Here is a 21,217-nt window from a genome sequence, read left to right on the forward strand (position 1 = left end):
CACTCCTCTCAGCCCGCCCCTCTCAGCCCGCCCCCTTCAGCCGCCGTCCAGCACCTTCCCGAGCACCTCCAACGCCTCCGGATACACCCGCTCCCGAGGCGTCCCGTACCCCACGACCAGCCCCTGCGGTCGCCCTTCACCACCGCCCGGCGCATGCCAGTGCTCCCCCAGACACCCCACCGCGAGCCCCTCCTCCTCGGCCCGCGCCAGCACCCGCGCCTCGTCGTCGACCGCCACCAGCGCGTGCAGCCCGGCCGCGATCCCCCGCACCTGCCGCCGCGCCCCCAGCCGCTCCACGAGCCGGTCCCTGCGCCGCCGGTACCGCAGCCGGCAGGCGCGCACATGACGGTCGTACGCATGGCTGTCGATCAGCTCGGCCAGCGCCAACTGGCCGATGGACTCGGTGTGATGGTCACTGTGCAGCTTGGCGTCGGCCACGGCGTCGACCAGATGCGGTGGCAGTACCATCCAACCGAGCCGCAGTGCGGGCCCGAGGGTCTTAGAGGCCGTGCCCAGATAGACCACCTGCCCCGGCGCCATCCCTTGCAGCGCGCCCACGGGCTGGCGGTCGTAGCGGAACTCCCCGTCGTAGTCGTCCTCGACGATCAAGCCCCCACGCGCGCGTGCCCAGTCGGTGAGCGCCCGCCGCCGCTCCGGGTGCAGCGTCACACCGGTCGGATACTGATGCGCGGGCGTGACGACAACGGCGTCACAGTCCTCCAACCCCTCGGCGCAAGCCCCTCGTTCGTCCACCCGAACGGGCACGACGATGCCACCGCCCCGCCGCACCACCTCCCGGTGAAACGGCAGCCCGGGGTCCTCCATCGCGAACGAGCCGCCCTCCAGCACACGCGTGAGCAGCGCCAGCCCCTGCACATACCCGGAGGTGATCACGATGCGCTCCGCCGGCGCCAGCACCCCGCGTGCCCGCCCCAGGTACCCCGACAGCGCGTTCCGCAGCTCGATACGCCCGCGCGGATCGCCGTAGTCATACGCCGGTGAGGGCGCCGCGGCGATGGCCCTGCGCAACGCCCGCAACCAGGCAGCCGCCGGAAACGCCCCCACGTCCGGACTCCCGGGCCGCAGATCAAAACGCGGCACACGCGCGCGTACGGCGGCCTGCGGCGGTTCGGTGTCGATGGGCGGCAAGGCGGCGACCTGCGTGCCGGCCCCCTGTCGAGCGGTGAGATACCCCTCGGCGACAAGCTGGTCGTACGCCGCCTTGACGGTGTTCCGCGAGATGCCGAGTTCGTCGGCGAGCCGCCGGGTCGCGGGCAAGCGAGCACCGGGTGCCAGCCGTCCGTCCCGGACAGCGTCGCGCAGGGCATGCTCCAGTCCCGCGCGGCGCCCTTCGACGACGGCGAGTTCTATGTGCAGGTCCACACCAACTCCCTGAGGGGGTGCGGGCTGTGTCCCTTTGCGGCTCCGCCGCGTGGGCGCGACCGGCCACGAACTGCCTGCAGACCGCAACGATGGCCGGACACCCCCTTGGTATCCGGCCATCGATCACACATCAGCCCTTCAGAGAGGACATCCAGCTCTCGACCTCGTCCGACCGCCGCGGCAGCGCAGCGCTCAGGTTCCGGTTCCCGTCCCCGGTCACCAGGATGTCGTCCTCGATCCGCACACCGATACCCCGGTACTCCTCCGGCACCGTCAGGTCATCGGCCTGGAAGTACAGCCCCGGCTCGACGGTCAGCACCATGCCCGCCTCCAGCGTGCCGTCGACGTACGACTCCACACGCGCGGCGGCGCAGTCGTGCACGTCCATGCCGAGCATGTGCCCGGTCCCGTGCAGCGTCCAGCGCCGCTGGAGCCCGAGCTCCAGCACCCGCTCGACCGGCCCCTCGACAAGCCCCCACTCGACGAGCCGCTCGGCGAGCACCCGCTGCGAGGCGTCATGGAAGTCCCGGTACTTCGCACCCGGCTTCACGGCCGCGATACCGGCCTCCTGGGCGTCGTACACGGCGTCGTAGATCTTCTTCTGGATCTCGCTGTACCGCCCGTTGATCGGCAGCGTGCGCGTGACGTCGGCGGTGTAGTACGTGTGCGTCTCGACGCCCGCGTCGAGCAGCAGCAGGTCGCCCGAGCGCACGGGCCCGTCGTTGCGCACCCAGTGCAGCGTGCAGGCGTGCGGACCGGCCGCGCAGATGGAGCCGTAGCCGACGTCGTTGCCCTCCACGCGCGCGCGGAGGAAGAACGTGCCCTCGATGTAGCGCTCGGAGGTCGCCTCGGCCTTGTCGAGGACCTTCACCACGTCCTCGAAGCCGCGCACGGTCGAGTCGACGGCCTTCTGCAGCTCGCCGATCTCGAACTCGTCCTTGACGAGCCGCGCCTCGGACAGGAAGACCCGCAGTTCCTCGTCCCGCTCGGCGGTGACCTTGTCGGTGAGCGCGGCCTCGATGCCGGCGTCGAAGCCCCGGACGACCCGCACCGGACCGGTGGCCTCACGCAGCGCGTCCGCCAGCTCGCGCACGTCGGACGCGGGGATGCCGTGCAGCTTCTCCGCCTCGGTGAGCGAGTGCCGGCGTCCGACCCACAGCTCGCCCTGTCCGGACAGCCAGAACTCGCCGTTCTCGCGGTCGGAGCGCGGCAGCAGATAGATCGTCGCCTTGTGCCCGTCGGCGGCGGGCTCCATGACGAGCACACCGTCCTCGGTCTGGTTGCCCGTGAGGTACGCGTACTCGACCGACGCCCGGAAGGCGTACTCGGTGTCGTTCGAGCGCGTCTTCAGGTTGCCCGCGGGGATCACCAGCCGCTCGCCCGGGAACCGCGCCGACAGCGCGGCGCGCCGCGCGGCGGTCTCGGCGGCCTGGGGGATCGGCCCCAGGCCGTGCAGCTCCGTGTCGGCCCAGCCGGACTTCATGTTCTCGGCAAGCTCGTCGGACACGCCCGGGTACAGGCCGTTCTTGCGCTGCTTGACCGGCTCTTCGGACTCGGTCTCCGGGGTCTCCGGGGTCTCCGGGGTGAGCTCGTCGGCCACGGTCTTCCTCCTCGATACGGCACTGGACCCCGTCCATCGTACGGTCGTACGGGACATGTCCCAGGGCCGATGGGCAGGATGCCCGCCGGTGCTATGACGCAGGCCACGTGCCTGTTATGGGTGAGTGACCGAAGGGCCACGGGCCGCTACTCGAAGCGCGCAGCCAGCAGGACGACGTCCTCCTCGCTGTCCGCCTGGTCCACCCCGTCCGGCAGCACGGTCCGCAGGACGTGGTCGACGACGGCGTCCGGGTCGTGCCGGACGGCCCTCGGTACCCCGGCCGCCGCGGCATGCAGCCGGGCGAAGGCGCGGTCCGTGGCGTCGCCGGTGCGGTGCAGCAGCCCGTCGGTGTACAGCAGAACCGTCTCTCCGGCTTCGGCGAACAGCTCCACGCTCGGCGCTTCCCAGCAGGCCAGCATGCCCAGCGGCGCCGACACGGAGGTCTCCACGAACTCCGTGCGCCGATCGCCGATCAGCAGCGGCGGGGTGTGCCCGGCACCGGCGAGCGTGATCTTGCGCAGGGAGGGCTCGCAGTAGGCGAACAGGGCGGTGGCGGAGCGGGCCGGCTCGGTGAGTCTGAGCAGCAGTTCCAGGTCGGAAAGGACCGCGACCGGGTCCTCGCCCTCCATCACGGCATACGCCCGCAGGCTTGCCCTCAGCCGGCCCATCGCGGCGACCGCGCTGGGCCCGGACCCGGTCACCGAGCCGACCGCGAGGCCGAGCGCGGCGTCCGGCAGGGGCAGCGCGTCGTACCAGTCGCCGCCCCCGCGCGGGCCGGTGCGGTGCCGGGCGGCGAGCTGGACGCCGGCCATGCGGGGCAGACGGGAGGGGAGCAGTTCCTCGGCCATCGTCCTCATGGCCGCGCGGGTGCGCTCGACCTCGAGGAGCCGGGCCAGGTGCTCGGTGGCGTAGCGGACGTACAGGCCGACGAGGTGGCGCTGGCGCTCGACCGGTTCGGCGGGCTCGTCGTACAGCCATACGGCGGCACCGAGGCGGCCGGCCGCGTCGGTGGACAGGGGGAGGGCGTAGCTGGCGGCGTAGCCGAGGCGGGCGGCCACCTCGCGGTGGCGGGGGTCGAGCTTGTCCCCGGCGAACAGGTCGGGCTCGGCGATCTCGCCGTCGCCGCCGGGCAGCCCGTCGAGGATCCTGCCGTAGGAAAGGGAGCTGCGGGGCACGGTCTCGATGTGCCCGAGGTCGGCGCGCGCGAGGCCCAGCCCGATGGTCGTGTCCGGGCCGAGGCCGTCGGCGGGTTCCAGTACGACAAGACCGCGCCGGGCGCCGACGAGGGCGGATCCGGCGCGCAGCAGTTCCTGGAGGGCATCGTCGAGCGCGTCCGTGCGCGCCAGGCGTTCGGTGAGTTCGTGGAGTGTCGTGAGGTCCGAGACCCAGCCGGCGAGACGGTCCTGAAGCAGTGCGCCCGGCGGGTTCGGTGGGGGAACCGCTGGGGTTCCCGAGGCTCCGGGCGCGGGCGCGACAGTGTGTGCGGGCGAGGGAACCGTGGAATCGATTCCGGCCACTTTCGAAGGGTGAGGGGCGTTCATGGCGTCCGGCTTTCCGACCGGTGCGTATTGCTCAAAAGCATCGCAAACCCCCATGTCATTCTGCGCCGCTAGCAGTGTCTCCACATGTACACGCACTCGTAAGGGGATGTCCAGCATTGTCCTGCTGGGATTCCTGGTGTCCGTGGGTCACCCGAGCACTCCTTGTAGACCTCTTGCGTAAAGGCAAACTTGGCTTAAAACTGCCTCAGGGAACGGGGTATTGCGGTCGACTGGTTTCGCTCCACGGAGCGTCACAGCGGTCGTGATGGGTACGTACTCGGTGAAGGCCAGGGGTGGTGGACAACCACCCGGAACCTGGTGACGGACCCGGGCGTCTTAGCCACTGACGATCGTGCCCCATCCTCCCGTGGCGGAGGCGAAGAGAAATACGCGCGACGGCAAAACGCCAGACTTCGCCACCCCACGCCACGCCCATGCTTTTGGTAGACGCAGTGTGGACGAGGCTGCCGCGGACGCAGCCAATGCTCGGCCCATAGGGGTTCCCCTTGCTCAGTGCAGGGGTGTGATGCGCCAACAGGTACGCACAGTGAAGAGATCGACACATGGTGTGATGAAGCCCACGGTGTTGCCAGCGGTGCAACGGAAAGGAACGAGCGCTCATGCGCGAGATCCTCGGAAAGCGACGCAGGCTCCTGCGCGGTGACGGGAAGTCTGAGCAGTTCAGCGCGGCCCTGACCTTCGCGACGCAATGGCGCTGGCCCGTACTCCCGGGCGTGACGACGCACCCGCAGGGACACTCCCGCTGCGGCTGCCCCGACCCGGACTGCACGGTGCCCGGCGCGCACCCCTTCGACCCCGGCCTGCTCGCGGCCACCACCGACGAGCGCATGCTGCGGTGGTGGTGGACCAATCGGCCGGCGGCCCCGATCATCCTCGCCACCGGTGGCCAGGCTCCCTGCGCGGTCAGCCTGCCCGCTCTGCCGGCCGCTCACGCACTCGCCGCACTCGACCGCATGGGCATGCGCCTCGGTCCGGTCGTGGCCTCGCCCGCCCGCTGGGCGATCCTGGTGAAGCCGTACTCCATGGAGCAGCTGGGCGAACTGCTGTACGCCAAGGACTTCGTCCCCGGCTCCCTCCGCTTCCACGGCGAGGGCGGCTACATCGCCCTGCCCCCGTCCGAGACGGGTCAGGGCACCATCAGCTGGCAGCGCGCCCCGCTGCCCGGCTCGGCCTCCCCGTGGGTGCCCGATGTGGAGGCCGTGGTGGACGCGGTGGTCGAGGCCCTCACTCGTACGGGTGTGAGCGCGCCCGAGTTGTAGGGCTCTCCGGCGCGCGCGGAACGGTGCACACGCGCACGGTCGTTATGTTCCGCTATATGTCGCGTCATTCCAGGGGAAACCGGGCACCGTCATCGCATCGCCGCGGGCCGAACCACAGAAGAATCCGTCTGATCGCCCTCGCGTCCGTCGCGGCGGCCGCGGTCGCCCTGCCGCTGGCCTGGGCGGCCGCCGGCCAGGTCGTCGAAGCGGGCCGGGCCGCCGTGGGCTCGCCCGCGCGCGATGCCGTACGGTCCTCCCCGCCCGCCCCGAAGGACGGCGTCGTACGTCCGTCCCCTCGCGGTGACGCCAAGGCGCCGTCGGCTGCTGCCACCGGCTCCCCGCTGCTGCTCGACCTGGGCCTCGCCACCGCCGTGCGCTGCGGTCCCGAACTCACCTCGCCCGAGGGCATCGAGGCGCAGACCTGTGTCCTCACGCAGGGCGAGGACACCTGGGCGCGCACCTACTTCCGCAATGCGACCGGCGGCGCGCTGGACTCCGTACTGAGCCTCATGGGGCCCGCTGGACGCACGCTGCAGATGCGCTGCGTCGTGGGTGCCGAGGACGAACCGGGGACCTGCGAGACGCCCCGGGAGCGCACGCGTGGAGATGCGGGCGCCTACACGGCCGTCACGGAGTTCGCCGAGCGGGCCGGGGGCGGGGCGTTGTTGCTGCGTTCCGCGAGCAACTCTGCACCGGGCAATTCAGGGGCGGGTACGGGCCGTTGACATGTGACGTCGTTCCGTAAAGGTCTGCGCACATGGAAAGACCCGGTTGCTGGCGACGGGGGATGCACCAGCAACCGGGCTACTCGAACGGTAACAAGAGATCGGCGGTTCGCAAATTCGATCCGGGCTTTCCAGTCACGGATTCCCTTGCTCCGTATGGGAGTTGTGATCGGATTCACCCCTCCCGAGGGGTGCCGTGCGGCTGAACGGTCGTTCAGCCGCACCCGATCCGTGAGGCGCCCGTCAGCTGAGCGTGACCTGCCGGTTGGTCAGGCCGCCACGCGCGCGACGCTCGTCCGCGGTGAGCGGGGCGTCCGCGGCCAGGGCCGCGGCGAGACGCTCGGCGAACTCGGCCGCCGGCTTCTCCACGTCCTCCGCGCCGACACCGCTCGGCAGGTCCCAGACCGGCACGGTGAGGCCGTGAGCGCGGAAGGAGCCCACGAGACGCGTGCCCTCGCCGAGGTTCGACTTCCCTGCCGCGTGCAGCCGCGCGAGAGCGTCCAGAAGCTGCTCCTCGGGGTGCGGCATGACCCAGCGCAGGTGGTTCTTGTCCGGCGTCTCGCACCAGTAGGCGGCGTCCACGCCGGTGAGCTTGACCGTCGGGATGGCCGCGGCGTTGGCCCGCTCCAGGGAGGCGGACACCTCCGGAGTGGCGTTCTCCGCGTCCGGGACCCAGAACTCGAACCCGGAGTGGACAACTGGCTCGAAGGCGCCCTCGGGGTCGAGCAGATCCTGCAGCCGCGGACCGTCGGCCGGGGCGCGGCGGCCCTGGACCGGGGTGCCGGGCTGCGCGGCGAGCGCCTGCTGGAGGGTGTCGGCGAGGTCGCGGCTGATGTCGCCCGACGCCGTGTCGTTCTGCAGGCCGAGCAGCACCGAGCCGTCGTCGCGGCGCAGGGCCGGCCAGGCCATCGGCAGCACCGTGGCCAGCGTGACGGACGGGACACCTTCGGGGAGGCCGCCCTTCAGGGGCAGTTCGACGGTGGCGGCCGGCACCAGCTCGCGCAGGGCCACCCAGTCGCACTCGCCCGGCAGCCCGTCGAACGGGCGCTGCACCAGCTCGGTCACCGCCTGCGCGGCGGACCGGCCATGACAGGCCTTGTAGCGGCGGCCGCTGCCGCAGGGGCATGGCTCGCGTGCGCCGACGACCGGGACCTCGCCGTCGATGATCTGCGGGCGCTTGGCCTTGGTCTGGGGTCGCTTCTTGGCCATCGTGGGTGTCTCCCGGTTACGGCTCGTCTCGTACGGGCGCGAGCCTAGCCGTTCACGCCATGGTCGACGGGAGGCTGTGGACAACCCACGGTCGTGCCGGGAGCGGAGGAACTTCGCGACGGAGGCGGAACGTCGGTCGAAACCGATGGTTCCATTTCCGTTTCTCTCGGTTGGGTGCCTTCAGCCCTCGGTTCGGTGCCTTCAGTCCAGATCGTCGAAGGCGTCCGCGAAGTCGAGGCCGGATATCGCGCCCACGGTCGGGGCTGCGACGCGCGTAGCGAAATCGTCGCGGCGGTGCCCCGCATCCGGATCATGAACGTCGTCGTGGACCACGACCCAGACCGTGACCTCGCCGCGGGCGTCGTCCCGTACACCCCAGTCGTCGGCCAGGGCGGTGATGATGTTCAGCCCGCGGCCGCCGTGCGCGGTGACCGAGGGCGTGGCCGGAGCAGGGCGAGTGGGTCCGCCGCCGTCCGTCACCTCCAGCGTGAGCCTGCCGCCCGCCTCCATGCGCCAAGCGGCACGGACGTCGCCGTCCCCGGACAGCGCGTCACCCAGCGGTCGGCCGTGTTTGCACGCGTTGCTCAAGAGTTCGGAAAGAATCAGAACGGCGTCGTCGATGACCGATTCCGCTACGCCGCCCCTGCGCAATTGAGAGCGCATACGGTGCCGCGCCTTGCCCACGCCCGCAGGGCCGTGGGGAACGGCCATGCTTGACGACGTGGGCACCTCCTGTGCCACCACCAACGCCACCCCCGAGACCTCCTTTGCCCCACGCCACGGTGTGGATGCCCCATTGGCCTGTACCGGAAACCGGCCAACCAAGGTCCGGGGACGCATTCAGAACGATCGAATACGGAACGAACGCGCCGGAGCACTCCCTGTAATCGGGATGGCTGGAATTCGTCGGTGTGGCCGAAGTGGAGAATGGGGCTGGAGGGGTTCAGGGGTCAAGAGGTTGCGCAGGGATTGAAGGGGTTCAAGGGGTTCCCCTGTGTGTCAGCGTGTGTCAGCGGCCGAGCTGGTGCAGCACCGCGCGCGGGCGGTTGGTGATGATGGCGTCGGCGCCCAGCTCGACACAGAGGTCGACATCCTGTGGCTCGTTCACGGTCCAGACGTGCACCTGGTGACCGGCCCGCTTCAGGCGCTCCACGTAAGCGGGGTGACTGCGCACGATCCGGATCGAGGGGCCCGCGATGTGGACGCCGGCCGGCAGGCGTCCGTCCCGCAGCCTCGGTGAGACGAACTGCATCAGATAAACAGTGGGCAGCGTGGGCGAGGCGGCACGCACGCGATGCAGCGAGCGCGCGGAGAAGCTCATGACGCGCACCGGGGACTCCGCGGCCGAGGCGGGCGCGTCGAGCCCGAACCGCTTCAGCAGAAGCAGCAGCCGTTCCTCGACCTGCCCCGCCCACCTGGTCGGATGCTTCGTCTCGATCGCCAGCTCCACCCGCCGCCCCGCGTCGGCGACGAGCCCCAGCAGCCGTTCCAGAGTGAGTACGGAGGTGTCCTCGGGGTCCTCCGGCCGGAACTCCCAGTCCGGCTCCTCGGCCCGGTTCTTCCACGAGTCGCGGTTCTTGCGGGAGCCGAAGTCCAGGGCGGCGAGCTCGGCGAGCTCCAGCGCGGAGACCGCGCCGCGGCCGTTGGACGTACGGTTGACGCGACGATCGTGGACGCACACGAGGTGACCGTCGGCGGTGAGGCGTACATCGCACTCAAGGGCGTCCGCGCCGTCCTCGATGGCCTTCTTGTACGCGGCCAGGGTGTGCTCGGGGGCGTCTTCGGAGGCTCCGCGATGGGCGACGACTTGGATCTGCTGCTGCCGTGCTTGGGTCACCGCGTCATGGTGCCACCGAGCGGGGGTAGGCGTGGGACCGGAGGAGTCGTAAAGACGCTCGGATTGTGCCCTTTTAGTCGCACATGACCTATATAAAGAGTGGCCGTGGACCCACAGCAACCGCTTATGGTGCTCTGACGGCCCGTGGGAAAAGCTGACGGCATACAAAAAGCCATGCACAGCTGAAGCGCACCGACAGCCGACAATTACTGCAGCGTGAACGGGCGTGACCGAGTGCGACCGATATCAACAGCCGTGGATCGAGGAGAGAAGCTGTGAGCACCGAGAACGAGGGCGCCGCGGTACCCCCGGCCCCGTCCGCACCCCCAGTGCCGGTGGATGCTCCTGCTGCTCCGGCGTCCCAGGAGCGTCCGGCTCCCGAGGGCGGTGACGCCCCGACCGCTTCGATCCCGCCGGTGCCGAGTGACGCCCCGGCAGGCTCGAACAGCACGCAGCCGTACGCGGCCCCGGCCGCCGACGGCTCTCAGCCGCCCGCCGGCGAGGCCGCCTCGAACGGAGCCCAGCAGCCTGCGCAGGCCCCCGTGCCGCAGAGCTCGGCCCCCGACGCGTCCTGGCCGCCCCCGCCGCCGCCCGGCACCCCGCAGTACGCCGACAGCGGCGCCGGTGCGGGTGGTGCGGGTGCCTTCGGTGCCGGTGGTTTCGGTGCGGGCGGCTCCGGCGCGGGCACCGGCTGGGGAGCGGGCTACCAGCAGCCGGAGCCGAAGTCCGGCCGCGGGCGGGGCGGGCTGCTCGCCGGGGTTCTCATCGCCGCGCTGGTCGCGGGCGGCCTGGGCGGCGGCCTCGGCTACACGCTGGCCAAGAACAACGAGAACACCTCCTCGACGACCGTCTCCGCCCCCGACAGCGGCGGCTCCGTCAAGCGCGACCCGGGCACTGTCGCGGGCGTGACGGCCAGGGCGCTGCCGAGCACCGTCACCATCCAGGCCGAGAGCAGCGGCGGCGAGGGCGGCACCGGCACCGGCTTCGTCTTCGACACCGAGGGCCACATCGTCACCAACAACCACGTGGTGGCCGACGCGGTCGACGGCGGCAAGCTCACGGCGACCTTCGCGAACGGCAAGAAGTACGACGCGGAGGTCGTCGGCAACGCGCAGGGCTACGACGTCGCGGTCATCAAGCTCAAGAGCGCCCCGTCGGACCTCAAGCCGCTGACGCTGGGTGACTCCGACAAGGTGGCCGTCGGCGACTCGACGATCGCGATCGGCGCCCCCTTCGGCCTCTCCAACACGGTCACCACCGGCATCATCAGCGCCAAGAACCGCCCGGTCGCCTCCAGCGACGGCACCGGCAGCAACGCCTCGTACATGAGCGCCCTGCAGACCGATGCCTCGATCAACCCCGGCAACTCCGGCGGCCCGCTGCTGGACGCCCAGGGCAACGTCATCGGCATTAACTCCGCGATCCAGTCCGCCGCCAACGGCCTGGGCGGCACCAGCCAGTCCGGCTCGATCGGCCTCGGCTTCGCCATCCCGATCAACCAGGCCAAGTACGTCGCCCAGCAGCTGATCAAGACCGGCAAGCCGGTCTACGCCAAGATCGGCGCCTCCGTCTCCCTGGAGGACACCACCGACGGCGCCAAGATCACCGAGCAGGGCGCCAGCGGCTCGGACGCGGTCGAGGCGGGCGGCCCCGCCGCCAAGGCCGGCCTCAAGCCCGGCGACGTCATCACCAAGCTCGACGACCGGGTGATCGACTCCGGCCCGACCCTGATCGGCGAGATCTGGACGCACGAGCCCGGCGACAAGGTCACCATCACCTACGAACGGGGCAGCCAGTCCCGCACGGTCGACCTGACCCTGGGTTCCCGCACGGGCGACAGCTGACACCGACCGCCACGCGCGCGTACGCCCGGCTCCGCCGACCAACCCCTCCCGACGGCGGAGCCATTGGCCCCAAACGGACCGCGCACCCCGCACAGCCCGCGCGGCCGGTAGGCTGTAGCCGCTCCGCCCCAGGTGGGCCGGGGCCGAGGTGGGTTGCCCGAGCGGCCTAAGGGAACGGTCTTGAAAACCGTCGTGGCAGCGATGTCACCGTGGGTTCAAATCCCACACCCACCGCGCGATAAGCAGTGCGAACGGCCCCTGACCTGGTAAATCGGTCAGGGGCCGTTCTGGTGCGTGATACCTGCACGGAGGCGGCTCCGGGGGCGGAGCATCTCGATCTCGACGACGGGCACTCGGAGAGTGCTGCCGTCCAAGGAGGTCCGATGCGCATGACCGCCCCGATCGCCTACAAAGGGCTCGACTCAATGCCCACTTGGTTCGTCGTCCTGGTCGTGGTGCTGGCCACGATCGGGATCGTCCTGGCCTATCAGCGCAGGCGTTGATGGATGCGCGCGCTCTCAGTGGTTCTCACTGACGCCGCTGCCCAAGGATGCAGAACTCGTTGCCTTCGGGGTCTGCCATGACGACCCAGGACTTGTCGCCCTGGCCGATGTCGACACGCTTCGCGCCGAGGGCCTCGAGGCGAGCCACCTCGGCGGCCTGGTCATCCGGCCTGAAGTCGAGATGCAGCCGGCTCTTGGCTTTCTTTGCCTCGTCGAGCCGGACGAAGTCCAACCCTGGCAGGCGATCCGGTTCCGGGCGGATCTCGAACTCGTCATCATCCTGGTGGACCACGACCCAACCAAGAGCCCTGGCCCACCACTGCCCCAGGGCCACCGGATCCGCCGAGTGAACGATTACTTGTTCCCATTCCAAGGTCATGTACGGAGCCTAGACACACCGTGACGTCGAGATCAGGCGTTTCCTCGGCTCGTCGCTTCTCCCCCCCCGGGCTGTTGCGTGCTGCGCTGCGAAGTGCCGTGCCGACGAGGTTCAGGACTTCTTCGCGGCGGTCCCCTTCGCGGCAGCGGCAGCTCGTTTCGCGGTGGTTCGTTTCGCGGTGGCTCGCTTCGCCGTGGTCCGTTTCGCCGTGGTCCGCTTCGTGGCGGTCCGCTCTTCCGTCGTCGGCGATGGCGCCGTCCGGGCAGCCGATGTGATCGGCCACTTGAGCTCGATCTCGAGTTCGATCTCCCCGTCCTCGACCTCGAACTCGATTTCGCTGTGGATGTCGTCGGGGATCCGCAGGCTCAACTTCCAGGGATCGATTTCCAGTTCGGCGTCCCCGCCCTGCCGCAAGGCGGTCGCGAGCGCCGCCAGCTGATCAGCCGCCTCCAGGCGGGACAGGGACCGCTTCTGCTCAAACTTGAGGTCCGTCATGGCGTCTCCGATCCGATCCGGCGCACAAAACACCTGGTAATGCCCATTCTGGGGGTGCAGGCCGAGTTGGACATCTCGTAGCGCCATGCAGTGAACGCCCAGGTCAGCCGCCCGTCCGGCTCGCCCGCAGCAGCCTCAACTGCCCGATCTCCGCGGCGTTCTTCATCAGCTCGGCGTTCACCCAGCCGATCATGTGGGCGATCGTGTACTGCGGGTCGTTCGGCCACGGGAACGTCGCCGTGGCCTCCAGGCCCGTCTCGTCGAGCCCCTCCAGTGCCGCCAGCCAGTCCGTGCGCAGGTCGCGCAGCCAGGCAACGGTTGCCGTGCCGGCGCCGGGCCACGTGACGTCGGTCCGCTCCCGGGGCGGGCGTCCCCGCAGATGGTCCGTGGCCACGCTCCACCACCAGCCGATGTGCCAGCTCACCCAGGCGATCGTCGGCACCGGGACGGGCTCGGGCTCGGTCTCCGCCCAGTCCGGCGCCCAGGTGCCGTCTGCGGCACGGCGTACCGTCCAGCAGTGCGGTCCGGATTCCCACAGGAAGTCCTCGGGCCGGAGCCGGTCGAGGTGGTACTCGAACAGCGCCCAGGTCAGATCGAACTGCCAGCGCAGCAGGTCACGTCGGGAAACGCTCATCGGCCGACCTTGGCACGGGAGCTCCCCCACGGGGCAAGCCGATTTCTCCACGGCGCGGCTACTCCGCAGCACGCTGAAGATCGCAGAGCGCTAAGGCGCGCAGAGCGCTAAGGCGCGCAGAGCGCTAAAGCTCGTAGTCCCGCGCCAACCCCTCCCAGTCCACCTCCCGCAGCGCGTCCTCCGCGTCGCAGCCGTACGGCACGTGCGTGGTGGGCTGGAACCAGATGATCGTGAGGGCGGAGCGGTGCAGGACCGGGTCGTGGTCGCGGTCGAGGGGCGTGGAGCGGAAGGCGCCGACGCAGGCCACGGAGGGCAGCACCTCGACCGGGCCGAACGCGCCCGCGTACTGGTCGGGATACTCGCGCGGCGGCGGCACGACGTGCACCGGCACGGAAGGATGGTCTCGTTCCGCGGCACCGACGAGGCCCTTGATCTTCATGTCGTTGACCGGCTTGCACGGGTAGCCCTCCAGCATTCCGCCGTACGTCGAGGAGAACTGCAGCTCGGAGAGGTCGAGCGAGCGGCCGGACGTGAGGACGACACGGGTCAGCGACATGGTCGGCACTCTAGGGCGGTGGTGCATCGAGCTCCCGTGCATTTTCGAGGCCTCGGTCGGATTCAAGGCCTCGGTCGGTTCAGGGCCTCGGTCGGACGTCTGCGCCCGTCAGGGCCGGTGCCCCGTCATCCGCGCCGCCGAAGCGATCGTCGCGCGGGCCTCGCGTTCGGTCAGGCCGGTGTTGAGCGCCGCCTCGACAAGGGGGTCGACGAGCGCGGGGCCGATGCCGTCCTCGTAGGCGCGGCAGGCCGCCCAGAACAGGCGGGTGTTGCGTTGGCCCTCGTGGGCGGCGAGCACGAACTGGACGAGCCCCTGGCCGTGGCCGCCGGCCGCCAGGGGCGTGAAGTGGTGCGTGCGGGGCGGGGGGAGCAGAAGGCGCAGGAGGGCGCGCGGGCAGGGCGCGGGGGTGATGTGGGTGGTGCCGGGAGCGGTGCTGTAGGTGCCGTGGTCGGTGCGGGAACCGGGGCCGACTAGGTAGCCGCCGGCGCCGCGGATGTCGATGCCGGGTGCGAGGCGGCCCGCCGAGTTGGGGACGACGACGTCGGCCGGGCCGGTCAGCCAGAGGTGGCGGCCGCCGCTCGGGGTCAGGACGACCACCGTGGGCGGAATGGTGAACAGGTGGCGCAGTGCCAGTTCGCGCAGGGCGGCGGAGGAGTCCGTACCGGATTTGGTGTCGAGGTCGATGCCGATCAGATGGTGCGGGGGCAGGCCGCAGGCGATGCCGTAGCCCGTGGCCCAGGGGGCGGCGGCGAAGAGCTCGCGGATGCGGGCGGGGTCGGTGGAGGCGTCGTAGACCCCGTGCCCGAAACGGCCGCACTCGCCGTGGCAGGGCGCGGGGGCGGGGTCGTCGCGATGCGGGGAGCGCAGGGCCGGGAGCTTCGTCCGGGACAGGGGGATGACGGCCAGTCCGCGCTCGGCGGCTGACAGGGCGTGTGCGAGGGCCAGCGTCGTGGCCTGCCGGTCGGTGGTGGCCATGCCTCTATGTTCGTACGTGTGTTCGAAAAAAGAAAGAGGGGGAGGGGGCGACTCGCCGGGTGACGCGCCGATCGGCGGGGATTGGCCGGAAGTGCGCCGGAACCTTTCCTCCCTTGTGCGGCTTGGGGTGGAGCTGCCCGTACTGCCCTGGCTTGGGAGATGGAAGTGGTGAAAGGGGTTTATCGACTTGTCATCACGCTTGAGGGCGAATAGGTGCTTCCGGGGTGGTTCGCCGGGGATTCGGTGGGCAACTCTGATCTCGCGACGTCGTGCAGAACTCCGGGGCGGTCGGCCAACTGCCTTGGAGAGAGCAGTACTTCATGCACCACCAATGCGTCCGGCGGGGAGCCTGGACGCACCTGTTCTGGAGGAACAAACATGGCAAGCATCCGTACCGCCCGCGTCATCGCCGCCGTCTCCGCACTCCCGCTGGCCGCCGCCCTCTTCACCGGCGTCGCGACTGCGGACAACGGCGCCTTCGCGGACGACGGATCCAGCGCGGCTGTCACGAACGCCGCTCAGGGCCTCATCGGCAGCGGGGTCGGCGGCGACAACTACGGCAACTCGTCCACCACCCAGCAGCAGGCGACCGGCTCCGGCGCCTCGAACCAGAGCAACACGGCCCAGGTCAACGGCTCCGCGTTCACGTCCGTCAACCAGGGCAACGACAACACGGCCGTCAACTTCACGCCGCTCTGGTGGTGAGCTGAGGGGTCGGTGTCCCGTGCTCAGACACCGGCCTCCTCGGAGTGTGCGGGGTGTGCTCTGTGGGGTGTAGCGCGTCTGCGCGGCGGTACTTCGGTACCGCCGCGCAGGCGTTTTTCCGTGGCCTTGACAGTGTGTCGTATCTGACGGACAGTCAGAAACCTTCGTGGGGCCTCGTGGACGTTCCCGAGAAGTGGTGGGAACCGGATCGGCGGTCGCGGTGTACCAGAAGTGTCAGAGCGATGTCAGTGCGATGCGCCGTGGGGCAATAAGGACGAGGGGGCGACGGTGAGCTACGAGTCGGTGGTGAGCCATGAGGTGAAGGCGGGCGACGAGTTCGAGACGCGGCTCAAGGCCTACGAGGGCCGGTGGGCCGCCGTGGCCCGTGCGGGCCGGGATCCCGTCAACGCGCCCATGATCCGGCACTGGTGCGAGGCGATGGGCGACACCAACCCGGCGTACTCGGGACCGGACGCCATCGCACCGCCCACCATGCTCCAGGCGTGGACCATGAGCGGTCTCGTGGGCCATACGGGACGCACGCACGCGTATGACGACCTGCTCGGCCTGCTCGACGCAGCGGGCTTCACCTCGGTGGTCGCCACGGACTGCGAGCAGGAGTATCTACGGCCCCTGCGGCCGGGGGACGAGATCACCTTCGACTCGGTGATCGAGTCGATCTCGGAGAAGAAGACGACGAAGCTCGGCACGGGGTACTTCGTCACCACCCGCATGGACATCCGCGTCGGCCCCGACCTCGCCGGCACCCACCGCTTCCGCATCCTCAAGTACGCGCCCATACGCCGGACAGGGCCGAAGCCGTCACAGCCGGACCGGCGACAGAGGCCCGCCCGCCCCCGCCCTGTCGTCAACCGCGACAACGCCGGCTTCTGGGAGGGCGTGGAGCAGCACAGGCTGCTCGTCCAGCGGTGCACCGGCTGCGGCACCCTGCGCCACCCCTGGCTGCCCGGCTGCAACGCCTGCGGCGGGCTGGACTGGGACACGGTCGAGGCGAGTGGCGAGGGGACGGTCTATTCGTACGTCGTGATGCACCATCCGCCGTTCCCCGCCTTCGACCCTCCGTACGCGGTCGGCCTGATCGAACTGGCCGAAGGGGTGCGGATGATCGGCAACGTGCTGGGGGTGCCGTACGACAAGGTGCGGATCGGGCTGCCGGTGCGGCTGGAATTCCAGCAGTACGAGGAGGAGTTGGTGCTGCCGGTCTGGCGCGTTCAGGAGGCTGAGCAGATGCAGGAGGCGGACACATGACGGGCGGTGAGGGAGTAGCGGTGAGGCACATGAGGGCCGGTGACGAACTGCCTCCGCTGGAGGTCCCGATCACCCGCACGCTGATCGTCGCCGGCGCCATCGCCTCACGCGACTACCAGGACGTGCACCACGACGCGGAGCTGGCCCGGCAGAAGGGCTCCCCCGACATCTTCATGAACATCCTGACGACGAACGGCCTGGTCGGCCGCTACATCACCGACCACTTCGGACCGACAGCCGTCCTGCGCAAGGTGGCCATACGACTCGGGGCGCCCAACTACCCCGGGGACACGATGGTGTTGACGGGCAGGGTCGAGGAAGTCGACGGCGGCACGGCCACGGTGAGGGTGACCGGCGCGAACGGCATCGGCAAGCACGTGACCGGGACAGTGACGGTGACCGTGTCGGAGGGACCGGCATGAGCGTGCGGACGCGGGACGCCCTCGCCGGGCGGGCGGCGATCGTCGGTGTCGGGGCCACCGAGTTCTCCAAGGACTCGGGGCGCAGCGAGCTGCGGCTGGCGGTGGAAGCGGTGCGGGCCGCGTTGGACGACGCGGGGCTGACGCCGGGGGACGTGGACGGGATGGTGACGTTCACGATGGACACCAGCCCGGAGATCGCCGTGGCCCAGGCGTGCGGGATGGGTGACCTGTCCTTCTTCTCCCGCGTCCACTACGGCGGCGGCGCGGCCTGCGCGACCGTCCAGCAAGCGGCGCTCGCCGTGGCCACGGGGATTGCGGAGGTGGTGGTCTGCTACCGGGCCTTCAACGAGCGGTCGGGGCGGCGCTTCGGCTCGGGAGTGCAGCACCGGGAGCCGTCGGCGGAGGGCGTGGCGCTCGGCTGGTCGTTGCCGTTCGGGCTGCTCACCCCGGCCTCCTGGGTGGCGATGGCGGCGCAGCGGTATCTGCACACCTACGGGCTGACGCCGGAGGCCTTCGGACATGTGGCGGTCATGGACCGCAAGTACGCCGCGACCAACCCGGCCGCGTACTTCCACGGCAGACCCATCACCCTCGCCGACCACGCGGCCTCGCGCTGGATCGTCGAACCGCTGCGGCTGCTGGACTGCTGCCAGGAGACGGACGGCGGCCAGGCGATCGTCGTCACGTCCGTCGACCGGGCCCGTGACCTGCCCCACCCGCCGGCCGTCATAGCGGCGGCGGCGCAGGGCGCCGGGCGCGGGCAGGAGCAGATGACGAGCTTCTACCGGGACGACCTCACCGGCCTGCCGGAGATGGCCGTGGTGGCGCGGCAGCTGTGGCGGACGGCGGGGCTGGGGCCGGGGGAGATCGACGTGGGCATCCTGTACGACCACTTCACACCTTTTGTGCTGATGCAGCTGGAGGAGTTCGGGTTCTGCGGAAAGGGGGAGGCTGCGGACTTCGTGGCCGAGGAGCGGCTGCCGCTCAACACACACGGGGGGCAGCTCGGGGAGGCGTATCTGCACGGGATGAACGGAATCGCGGAGGGGGTGAGGCAGGTGCGGGGGAGGTCGGTGAACCAGATACCCGGGGTGGAGAGAGTGCTGGTGACGGCGGGGACAGGGGTGCCGACATCCGGGCTGGTCCTGGCCGGCGACGGGTGACCCCGGCCTCGCCGGCGGCGGGTGACCCTCAGGGGTAATCCCGCAGTATGCGTCCGTCGCTCGTCCACCTTCAGGAGGTGGAGTCAGCCCCACCCCTACAACCTGAGGCGGACGTTGCTTCGGCACCTGCGGCCGATCCGCTGAAGTAGGGGTCGCTCATAGCGTGGAGCCATGACCACACCCGTCTGCACCAGCGCTTCCGACGCCGCGACGCGGTCCTTTCCGAACGCGACGTATCCCTCCTTCACGTCGTACGTGCGGGCCCGCCAGCCGGTGCTGCTGCGTACCGCCCGGTCGCTGACCGCGAACCCGTGCGACGCGGAGGACCTGCTGCAGACCGCGCTCACCAAGACATACGTGGCCTGGGAGCGCATCGAGGACCATCGCGCGCTCGACGGCTATGTGCGCAGGGCGCTGCTGAACACGCGGACGTCGCAGTGGCGCAAGCGCAAGGTCGACGAGTTCGCCTGCGATGAGTTGCCCGAGCCGGAGCCCACCCTCGGCCATGACGCCGACCCGGCCGAGCAGCAGGCGCTGCACGACGCCATGTGGCGCGCGATCATGCGGCTGCCGGCGCGGCAGCGGGCGATGGTCGTCCTGCGGTACTACGAGGACCTCAGCGAGGTTCAGACGGCCGAGGTGCTGGGCGTCTCCGTCGGCACGGTGAAGTCGGCGGTGTCGAGAGCCCTCGGCAAGCTCCGCGAGGACCCTGAGCTGGTGCTGGCCCGGTAGGACCGGCGCAGGCGCAGGCGCAGGCGCAGGCGCAGGCGTCCGACCGACGCCGACGCACGGCCACCGCCCCACCCCTGCCTGCCGGCCTCTCCACCGTCCCGCCCCCCGCCCCGCCCCCGCCCCGCCTCCCACCCCTGCCCGGCGGCCTGCTCACCCCCCGGCTCCGCCTACCGTCACAGCCCCGTGAACGCAACGTGACGTGATCGATCAGCCGGTACTAGTGACATACCGCGCGGTATGCGCGCAGAATCTCCGCAACCCTTACTACCGCGTAGGCAATGTCGCCCCCGGGAGGACGCCGTGCTGAGCACGATGCAGGACGTACCGCTGCTGATCTCGAGGATCCTGGCCCATGGGTCGACGATCCACGGAACATCACAGGTCACCACCTGGACCGGTGAGGCCGAGCCGCACCGCCGTTCCTTCGCCGAGGTCGGTGCCCGCGCGGCCCAGCTGGCGCATGCCCTGCGCGAGGACCTGGGCGTGGTCGGCGACGAACGCGTCGCGACCCTGATGTGGAACAACGCCGAGCACGTCGAGGCCTACTTCGCGATCCCCTCCATGGGTGCGATCCTGCACACCCTCAACCTCCGGCTTCCGGCCGAGCAGCTGGCCTGGATCGTCAACCACGCGGCCGACCGCGTGGTCATCGCCAACGGTTCGCTCCTCCCCCTGCTCGCCCCGCTGCTCCCGCACCTCAAGCCGATCGAGCACGTGGTGGTGACGGGTCCGGGCGACCGTTCCCTCCTCGCGGGCGCCTCCGTCCAGGTCCACGAGTACGAGGACCTGATCGCCGGCAAGCCGACGGTGTACGACTGGCCCGAGCTGGACGAGCGGCAGGCCGCCGCCATGTGCTACACCTCCGGCACCACGGGCGACCCGAAGGGCGTCGTCTACTCGCACCGTTCGATCTACCTGCACTCCATGCAGGTCAACATGACTCAGTCGATGGGCCTGACGGACCAGGACACCTCGCTCGTGGTGGTGCCCCAGTTCCACGTCAACGCCTGGGGGCTGCCGCACGCCACCTTTATGACCGGCGTCAACATGCTGATGCCGGACCGCTTCCTCCAGCCCGCGCCGCTCGCGCAGATGATCGAGGGCGAGAAGCCGACCCACGCGGCCGCCGTGCCCACCATCTGGCAGGGCCTGCTCGCCGAGCTCACCGCGAACCCCCGGGACGTCTCCACCCTCGGCCAGGTCACCATCGGCGGCTCGGCCTGCCCGCCCTCGCTCATGGAGGCGTTCGACAACCTGGGCATGCGGGTCTGCCACGCCTGGGGCATGACGGAGACCTCCCCGCTCGGCACGGTCGCCCGGCCGCCGGCCCACGCGGTCGGCACGGAGGAGGAGTTCGCCTACCGGCTCACCCAGGGCCGCTTCCCGACGAGTGTCGAGGCCCGGCTCACCGGCCCCGGCGGCGAGCGCATCACGTGGGACGGCGAGTCGGCGGGCGAGCTGGAGGTGCGCGGCCCCTGGATCGCAGGCGCGTACTACAACGGCCCCGACGCCGAACCGCTGCGCCCCGCCGACAAGTTCAGCGAGGACGGCTGGCTGAAGACCGGCGACGTCGGCACCATCTCCCCCGACGGCTTCCTCACCCTCACCGACCGCGCCAAGGACGTCATCAAGTCCGGCGGCGAGTGGATCTCCTCGGTCGACCTGGAGAATGCGCTGATGTCCCACCCGGACGTCGCCGAGGCCGCCGTGGTCGCCGTCCCCGACGAGAAGTGGGGCGAGCGCCCGCTCGCGACTGTCGTCCTCAAGGAGGGCGCCAACGCCGACTTCGAGACCCTGCGCGCCTTCCTCGCCGACGAGGGCAAGATCGCCAAGTGGCAGCTGCCGGAGCGGTGGACGGTCATCGCGGCGGTGCCGAAGACGAGCGTCGGCAAGTTCGACAAGAAGGTGCTGCGCAGGCAGTACGCCGAGGGCGGCCTGGACGTCACCCAGCTCTGACGGCTCTGA

Annotated in this window: 20 protein-coding genes and 1 tRNA gene; 10 read left to right on the forward strand and 11 right to left on the reverse strand. The window is 70.4% G+C overall.

Annotation, left to right across the window (positions count from 1 at the left end):
* Positions 1-36: 36 nt before the first annotated feature.
* The 3 genes from pdxR to ACZ7L5_RS16140 form a co-directional block, all read right to left on the reverse strand.
* Positions 37-1,383 carry a MocR-like pyridoxine biosynthesis transcription factor PdxR gene (gene pdxR / locus ACZ7L5_RS16130; protein WP_471517134.1) on the reverse strand — a complete coding sequence of 449 codons (1,347 nt, stop codon included), beginning with the start codon at positions 1,381-1,383 and terminating at the stop codon, positions 37-39.
* A 130-nt stretch (positions 1,384-1,513) separates the two neighbouring features.
* Positions 1,514-2,983 (reverse strand): aminopeptidase P family protein, encoded by a 1,470-nt coding sequence (locus tag ACZ7L5_RS16135; protein ID WP_471517136.1) that lies wholly within the window; start codon positions 2,981-2,983, stop codon positions 1,514-1,516.
* Between the two features lie 146 nt (positions 2,984-3,129).
* Positions 3,130-4,641 (reverse strand): PP2C family protein-serine/threonine phosphatase, encoded by a 1,512-nt coding sequence (locus ACZ7L5_RS16140; protein WP_471517138.1) that lies wholly within the window; start codon positions 4,639-4,641, stop codon positions 3,130-3,132.
* 503 nt (positions 4,642-5,144) lie between these two features.
* Here ACZ7L5_RS16140 and ACZ7L5_RS16145 point away from each other — a divergent pair.
* Both ACZ7L5_RS16145 and ACZ7L5_RS16150 read left to right on the forward strand, forming a co-directional pair.
* Complete coding sequence (locus ACZ7L5_RS16145; protein ID WP_471517140.1) at positions 5,145-5,804, forward strand: bifunctional DNA primase/polymerase; 660 nt, start codon at positions 5,145-5,147, stop codon at positions 5,802-5,804.
* Between the two features lie 56 nt (positions 5,805-5,860).
* Entirely contained in the window at positions 5,861-6,529 is a 669-nt protein-coding gene (locus ACZ7L5_RS16150) for a hypothetical protein (RefSeq protein ID WP_471517142.1), read from the forward strand.
* A gap of 243 nt (positions 6,530-6,772) precedes the next feature.
* Here ACZ7L5_RS16150 and ACZ7L5_RS16155 read toward each other — a convergent pair whose 3' ends face one another.
* From ACZ7L5_RS16155 to ACZ7L5_RS16165, 3 genes are all read right to left on the reverse strand, one after another.
* Entirely contained in the window at positions 6,773-7,738 is a 966-nt protein-coding gene (locus ACZ7L5_RS16155) for a DUF5926 family protein (RefSeq protein ID WP_471517144.1), read from the reverse strand.
* 201 nt (positions 7,739-7,939) lie between these two features.
* Positions 7,940-8,578, reverse strand: coding sequence for an ATP-binding protein (locus ACZ7L5_RS16160; RefSeq protein ID WP_328880600.1), 639 nt, complete (start codon positions 8,576-8,578; stop codon positions 7,940-7,942).
* 169 nt (positions 8,579-8,747) lie between these two features.
* Complete coding sequence (locus tag ACZ7L5_RS16165; protein ID WP_471517146.1) at positions 8,748-9,575, reverse strand: glycerophosphodiester phosphodiesterase; 828 nt, start codon at positions 9,573-9,575, stop codon at positions 8,748-8,750.
* 275 nt (positions 9,576-9,850) lie between these two features.
* On the opposite strand from ACZ7L5_RS16165, the gene ACZ7L5_RS16170 reads away from it, so the two are divergent.
* Positions 9,851-11,419, forward strand: coding sequence for a S1C family serine protease (locus ACZ7L5_RS16170; protein WP_471517148.1), 1,569 nt, complete (start codon positions 9,851-9,853; stop codon positions 11,417-11,419).
* Positions 11,420-11,566: 147 nt separating this feature from the next.
* A tRNA-Ser gene (locus ACZ7L5_RS16175) sits at positions 11,567-11,653 on the forward strand.
* Positions 11,654-11,947: 294 nt separating this feature from the next.
* Here the strand turns inward: ACZ7L5_RS16175 and ACZ7L5_RS16180 are convergent.
* From ACZ7L5_RS16180 to ACZ7L5_RS16200, 5 genes are all read right to left on the reverse strand, one after another.
* Positions 11,948-12,301 (reverse strand): VOC family protein, encoded by a 354-nt coding sequence (locus tag ACZ7L5_RS16180; protein WP_471517150.1) that lies wholly within the window; start codon positions 12,299-12,301, stop codon positions 11,948-11,950.
* Between the two features lie 111 nt (positions 12,302-12,412).
* Complete coding sequence (locus ACZ7L5_RS16185; RefSeq protein ID WP_471517152.1) at positions 12,413-12,883, reverse strand: amphi-Trp domain-containing protein; 471 nt, start codon at positions 12,881-12,883, stop codon at positions 12,413-12,415.
* 16 nt (positions 12,884-12,899) lie between these two features.
* Positions 12,900-13,430 (reverse strand): DinB family protein, encoded by a 531-nt coding sequence (locus ACZ7L5_RS16190; RefSeq protein WP_471517154.1) that lies wholly within the window; start codon positions 13,428-13,430, stop codon positions 12,900-12,902.
* Positions 13,431-13,554: 124 nt separating this feature from the next.
* On the reverse strand, positions 13,555-13,986 hold the full coding sequence (locus ACZ7L5_RS16195; RefSeq protein ID WP_471517155.1) for a hypothetical protein: 432 nt from the start codon (positions 13,984-13,986) through the stop codon (positions 13,555-13,557).
* Positions 13,987-14,094: 108 nt separating this feature from the next.
* Positions 14,095-14,961, reverse strand: a complete 867-nt coding sequence (locus tag ACZ7L5_RS16200) for a bifunctional DNA primase/polymerase (RefSeq protein WP_471517156.1) — start codon at positions 14,959-14,961, stop codon at positions 14,095-14,097.
* Positions 14,962-15,339: 378 nt separating this feature from the next.
* Between ACZ7L5_RS16200 and ACZ7L5_RS16205 the strand changes: the two genes are divergently transcribed.
* The 6 genes from ACZ7L5_RS16205 (at position 15,340) to ACZ7L5_RS16230 (ending at position 21,208) form a co-directional block, all read left to right on the forward strand.
* Complete coding sequence (locus ACZ7L5_RS16205; RefSeq protein WP_328880608.1) at positions 15,340-15,666, forward strand: hypothetical protein; 327 nt, start codon at positions 15,340-15,342, stop codon at positions 15,664-15,666.
* Positions 15,667-15,954: 288 nt separating this feature from the next.
* The gene (locus ACZ7L5_RS16210) at positions 15,955-16,935 is read left to right on the forward strand and encodes a bifunctional MaoC family dehydratase N-terminal/OB-fold nucleic acid binding domain-containing protein (protein WP_471517158.1); all 981 of its coding nucleotides are present in this window, start codon (positions 15,955-15,957) and stop codon (positions 16,933-16,935) included.
* Positions 16,936-16,964: 29 nt separating this feature from the next.
* On the forward strand, positions 16,965-17,357 hold the full coding sequence (locus ACZ7L5_RS16215) for a MaoC family dehydratase (RefSeq protein WP_471517365.1): 393 nt from the start codon (positions 16,965-16,967) through the stop codon (positions 17,355-17,357).
* Positions 17,354-18,520, forward strand: coding sequence for a lipid-transfer protein (locus tag ACZ7L5_RS16220; protein WP_471517159.1), 1,167 nt, complete (start codon positions 17,354-17,356; stop codon positions 18,518-18,520). The genes ACZ7L5_RS16215 and ACZ7L5_RS16220 overlap by 4 nt, the downstream gene beginning before the upstream one ends.
* A 171-nt stretch (positions 18,521-18,691) precedes the next feature.
* A complete protein-coding gene (locus tag ACZ7L5_RS16225; protein WP_328880611.1) occupies positions 18,692-19,252 on the forward strand; it encodes a SigE family RNA polymerase sigma factor in 561 nt (186 codons plus the stop codon).
* A gap of 312 nt (positions 19,253-19,564) precedes the next feature.
* Positions 19,565-21,208: a long-chain fatty acid--CoA ligase gene (locus tag ACZ7L5_RS16230; protein ID WP_471517367.1), complete on the forward strand. Its 1,644-nt coding sequence runs from the start codon at positions 19,565-19,567 to the stop codon at positions 21,206-21,208.
* Positions 21,209-21,217 lie beyond the last annotated feature (9 nt).

It is taken from the genome of Streptomyces sp. NPDC107528 (assembly GCF_055639295.1).

Coding starts and splice junctions, on each gene's coding strand:
- ACZ7L5_RS16180 (WP_471517150.1), bottom strand. CDS start 12,301: ATGACCTTGGAATGGGAACAAGTAATCGTTCACTCGGCGGATCCGGTG.
- ACZ7L5_RS16195 (WP_471517155.1), bottom strand. CDS start 13,986: ATGTCGCTGACCCGTGTCGTCCTCACGTCCGGCCGCTCGCTCGACCTC.
- ACZ7L5_RS16145 (WP_471517140.1), top strand. CDS start 5,145: ATGCGCGAGATCCTCGGAAAGCGACGCAGGCTCCTGCGCGGTGACGGG.
- ACZ7L5_RS16155 (WP_471517144.1), bottom strand. CDS start 7,738: ATGGCCAAGAAGCGACCCCAGACCAAGGCCAAGCGCCCGCAGATCATC.
- ACZ7L5_RS16150 (WP_471517142.1), top strand. CDS start 5,861: ATGTCGCGTCATTCCAGGGGAAACCGGGCACCGTCATCGCATCGCCGC.
- ACZ7L5_RS16225 (WP_328880611.1), top strand. CDS start 18,692: ATGACCACACCCGTCTGCACCAGCGCTTCCGACGCCGCGACGCGGTCC.
- ACZ7L5_RS16185 (WP_471517152.1), bottom strand. CDS start 12,883: ATGGCGCTACGAGATGTCCAACTCGGCCTGCACCCCCAGAATGGGCAT.
- ACZ7L5_RS16205 (WP_328880608.1), top strand. CDS start 15,340: ATGGCAAGCATCCGTACCGCCCGCGTCATCGCCGCCGTCTCCGCACTC.
- ACZ7L5_RS16140 (WP_471517138.1), bottom strand. CDS start 4,641: ATGCTGGACATCCCCTTACGAGTGCGTGTACATGTGGAGACACTGCTA.
- ACZ7L5_RS16200 (WP_471517156.1), bottom strand. CDS start 14,961: ATGGCCACCACCGACCGGCAGGCCACGACGCTGGCCCTCGCACACGCC.
- ACZ7L5_RS16190 (WP_471517154.1), bottom strand. CDS start 13,430: ATGAGCGTTTCCCGACGTGACCTGCTGCGCTGGCAGTTCGATCTGACC.
- ACZ7L5_RS16215 (WP_471517365.1), top strand. CDS start 16,965: ATGAGGGCCGGTGACGAACTGCCTCCGCTGGAGGTCCCGATCACCCGC.
- ACZ7L5_RS16220 (WP_471517159.1), top strand. CDS start 17,354: ATGAGCGTGCGGACGCGGGACGCCCTCGCCGGGCGGGCGGCGATCGTC.
- ACZ7L5_RS16160 (WP_328880600.1), bottom strand. CDS start 8,578: ATGCGTCCCCGGACCTTGGTTGGCCGGTTTCCGGTACAGGCCAATGGG.
- ACZ7L5_RS16230 (WP_471517367.1), top strand. CDS start 19,565: ATGCAGGACGTACCGCTGCTGATCTCGAGGATCCTGGCCCATGGGTCG.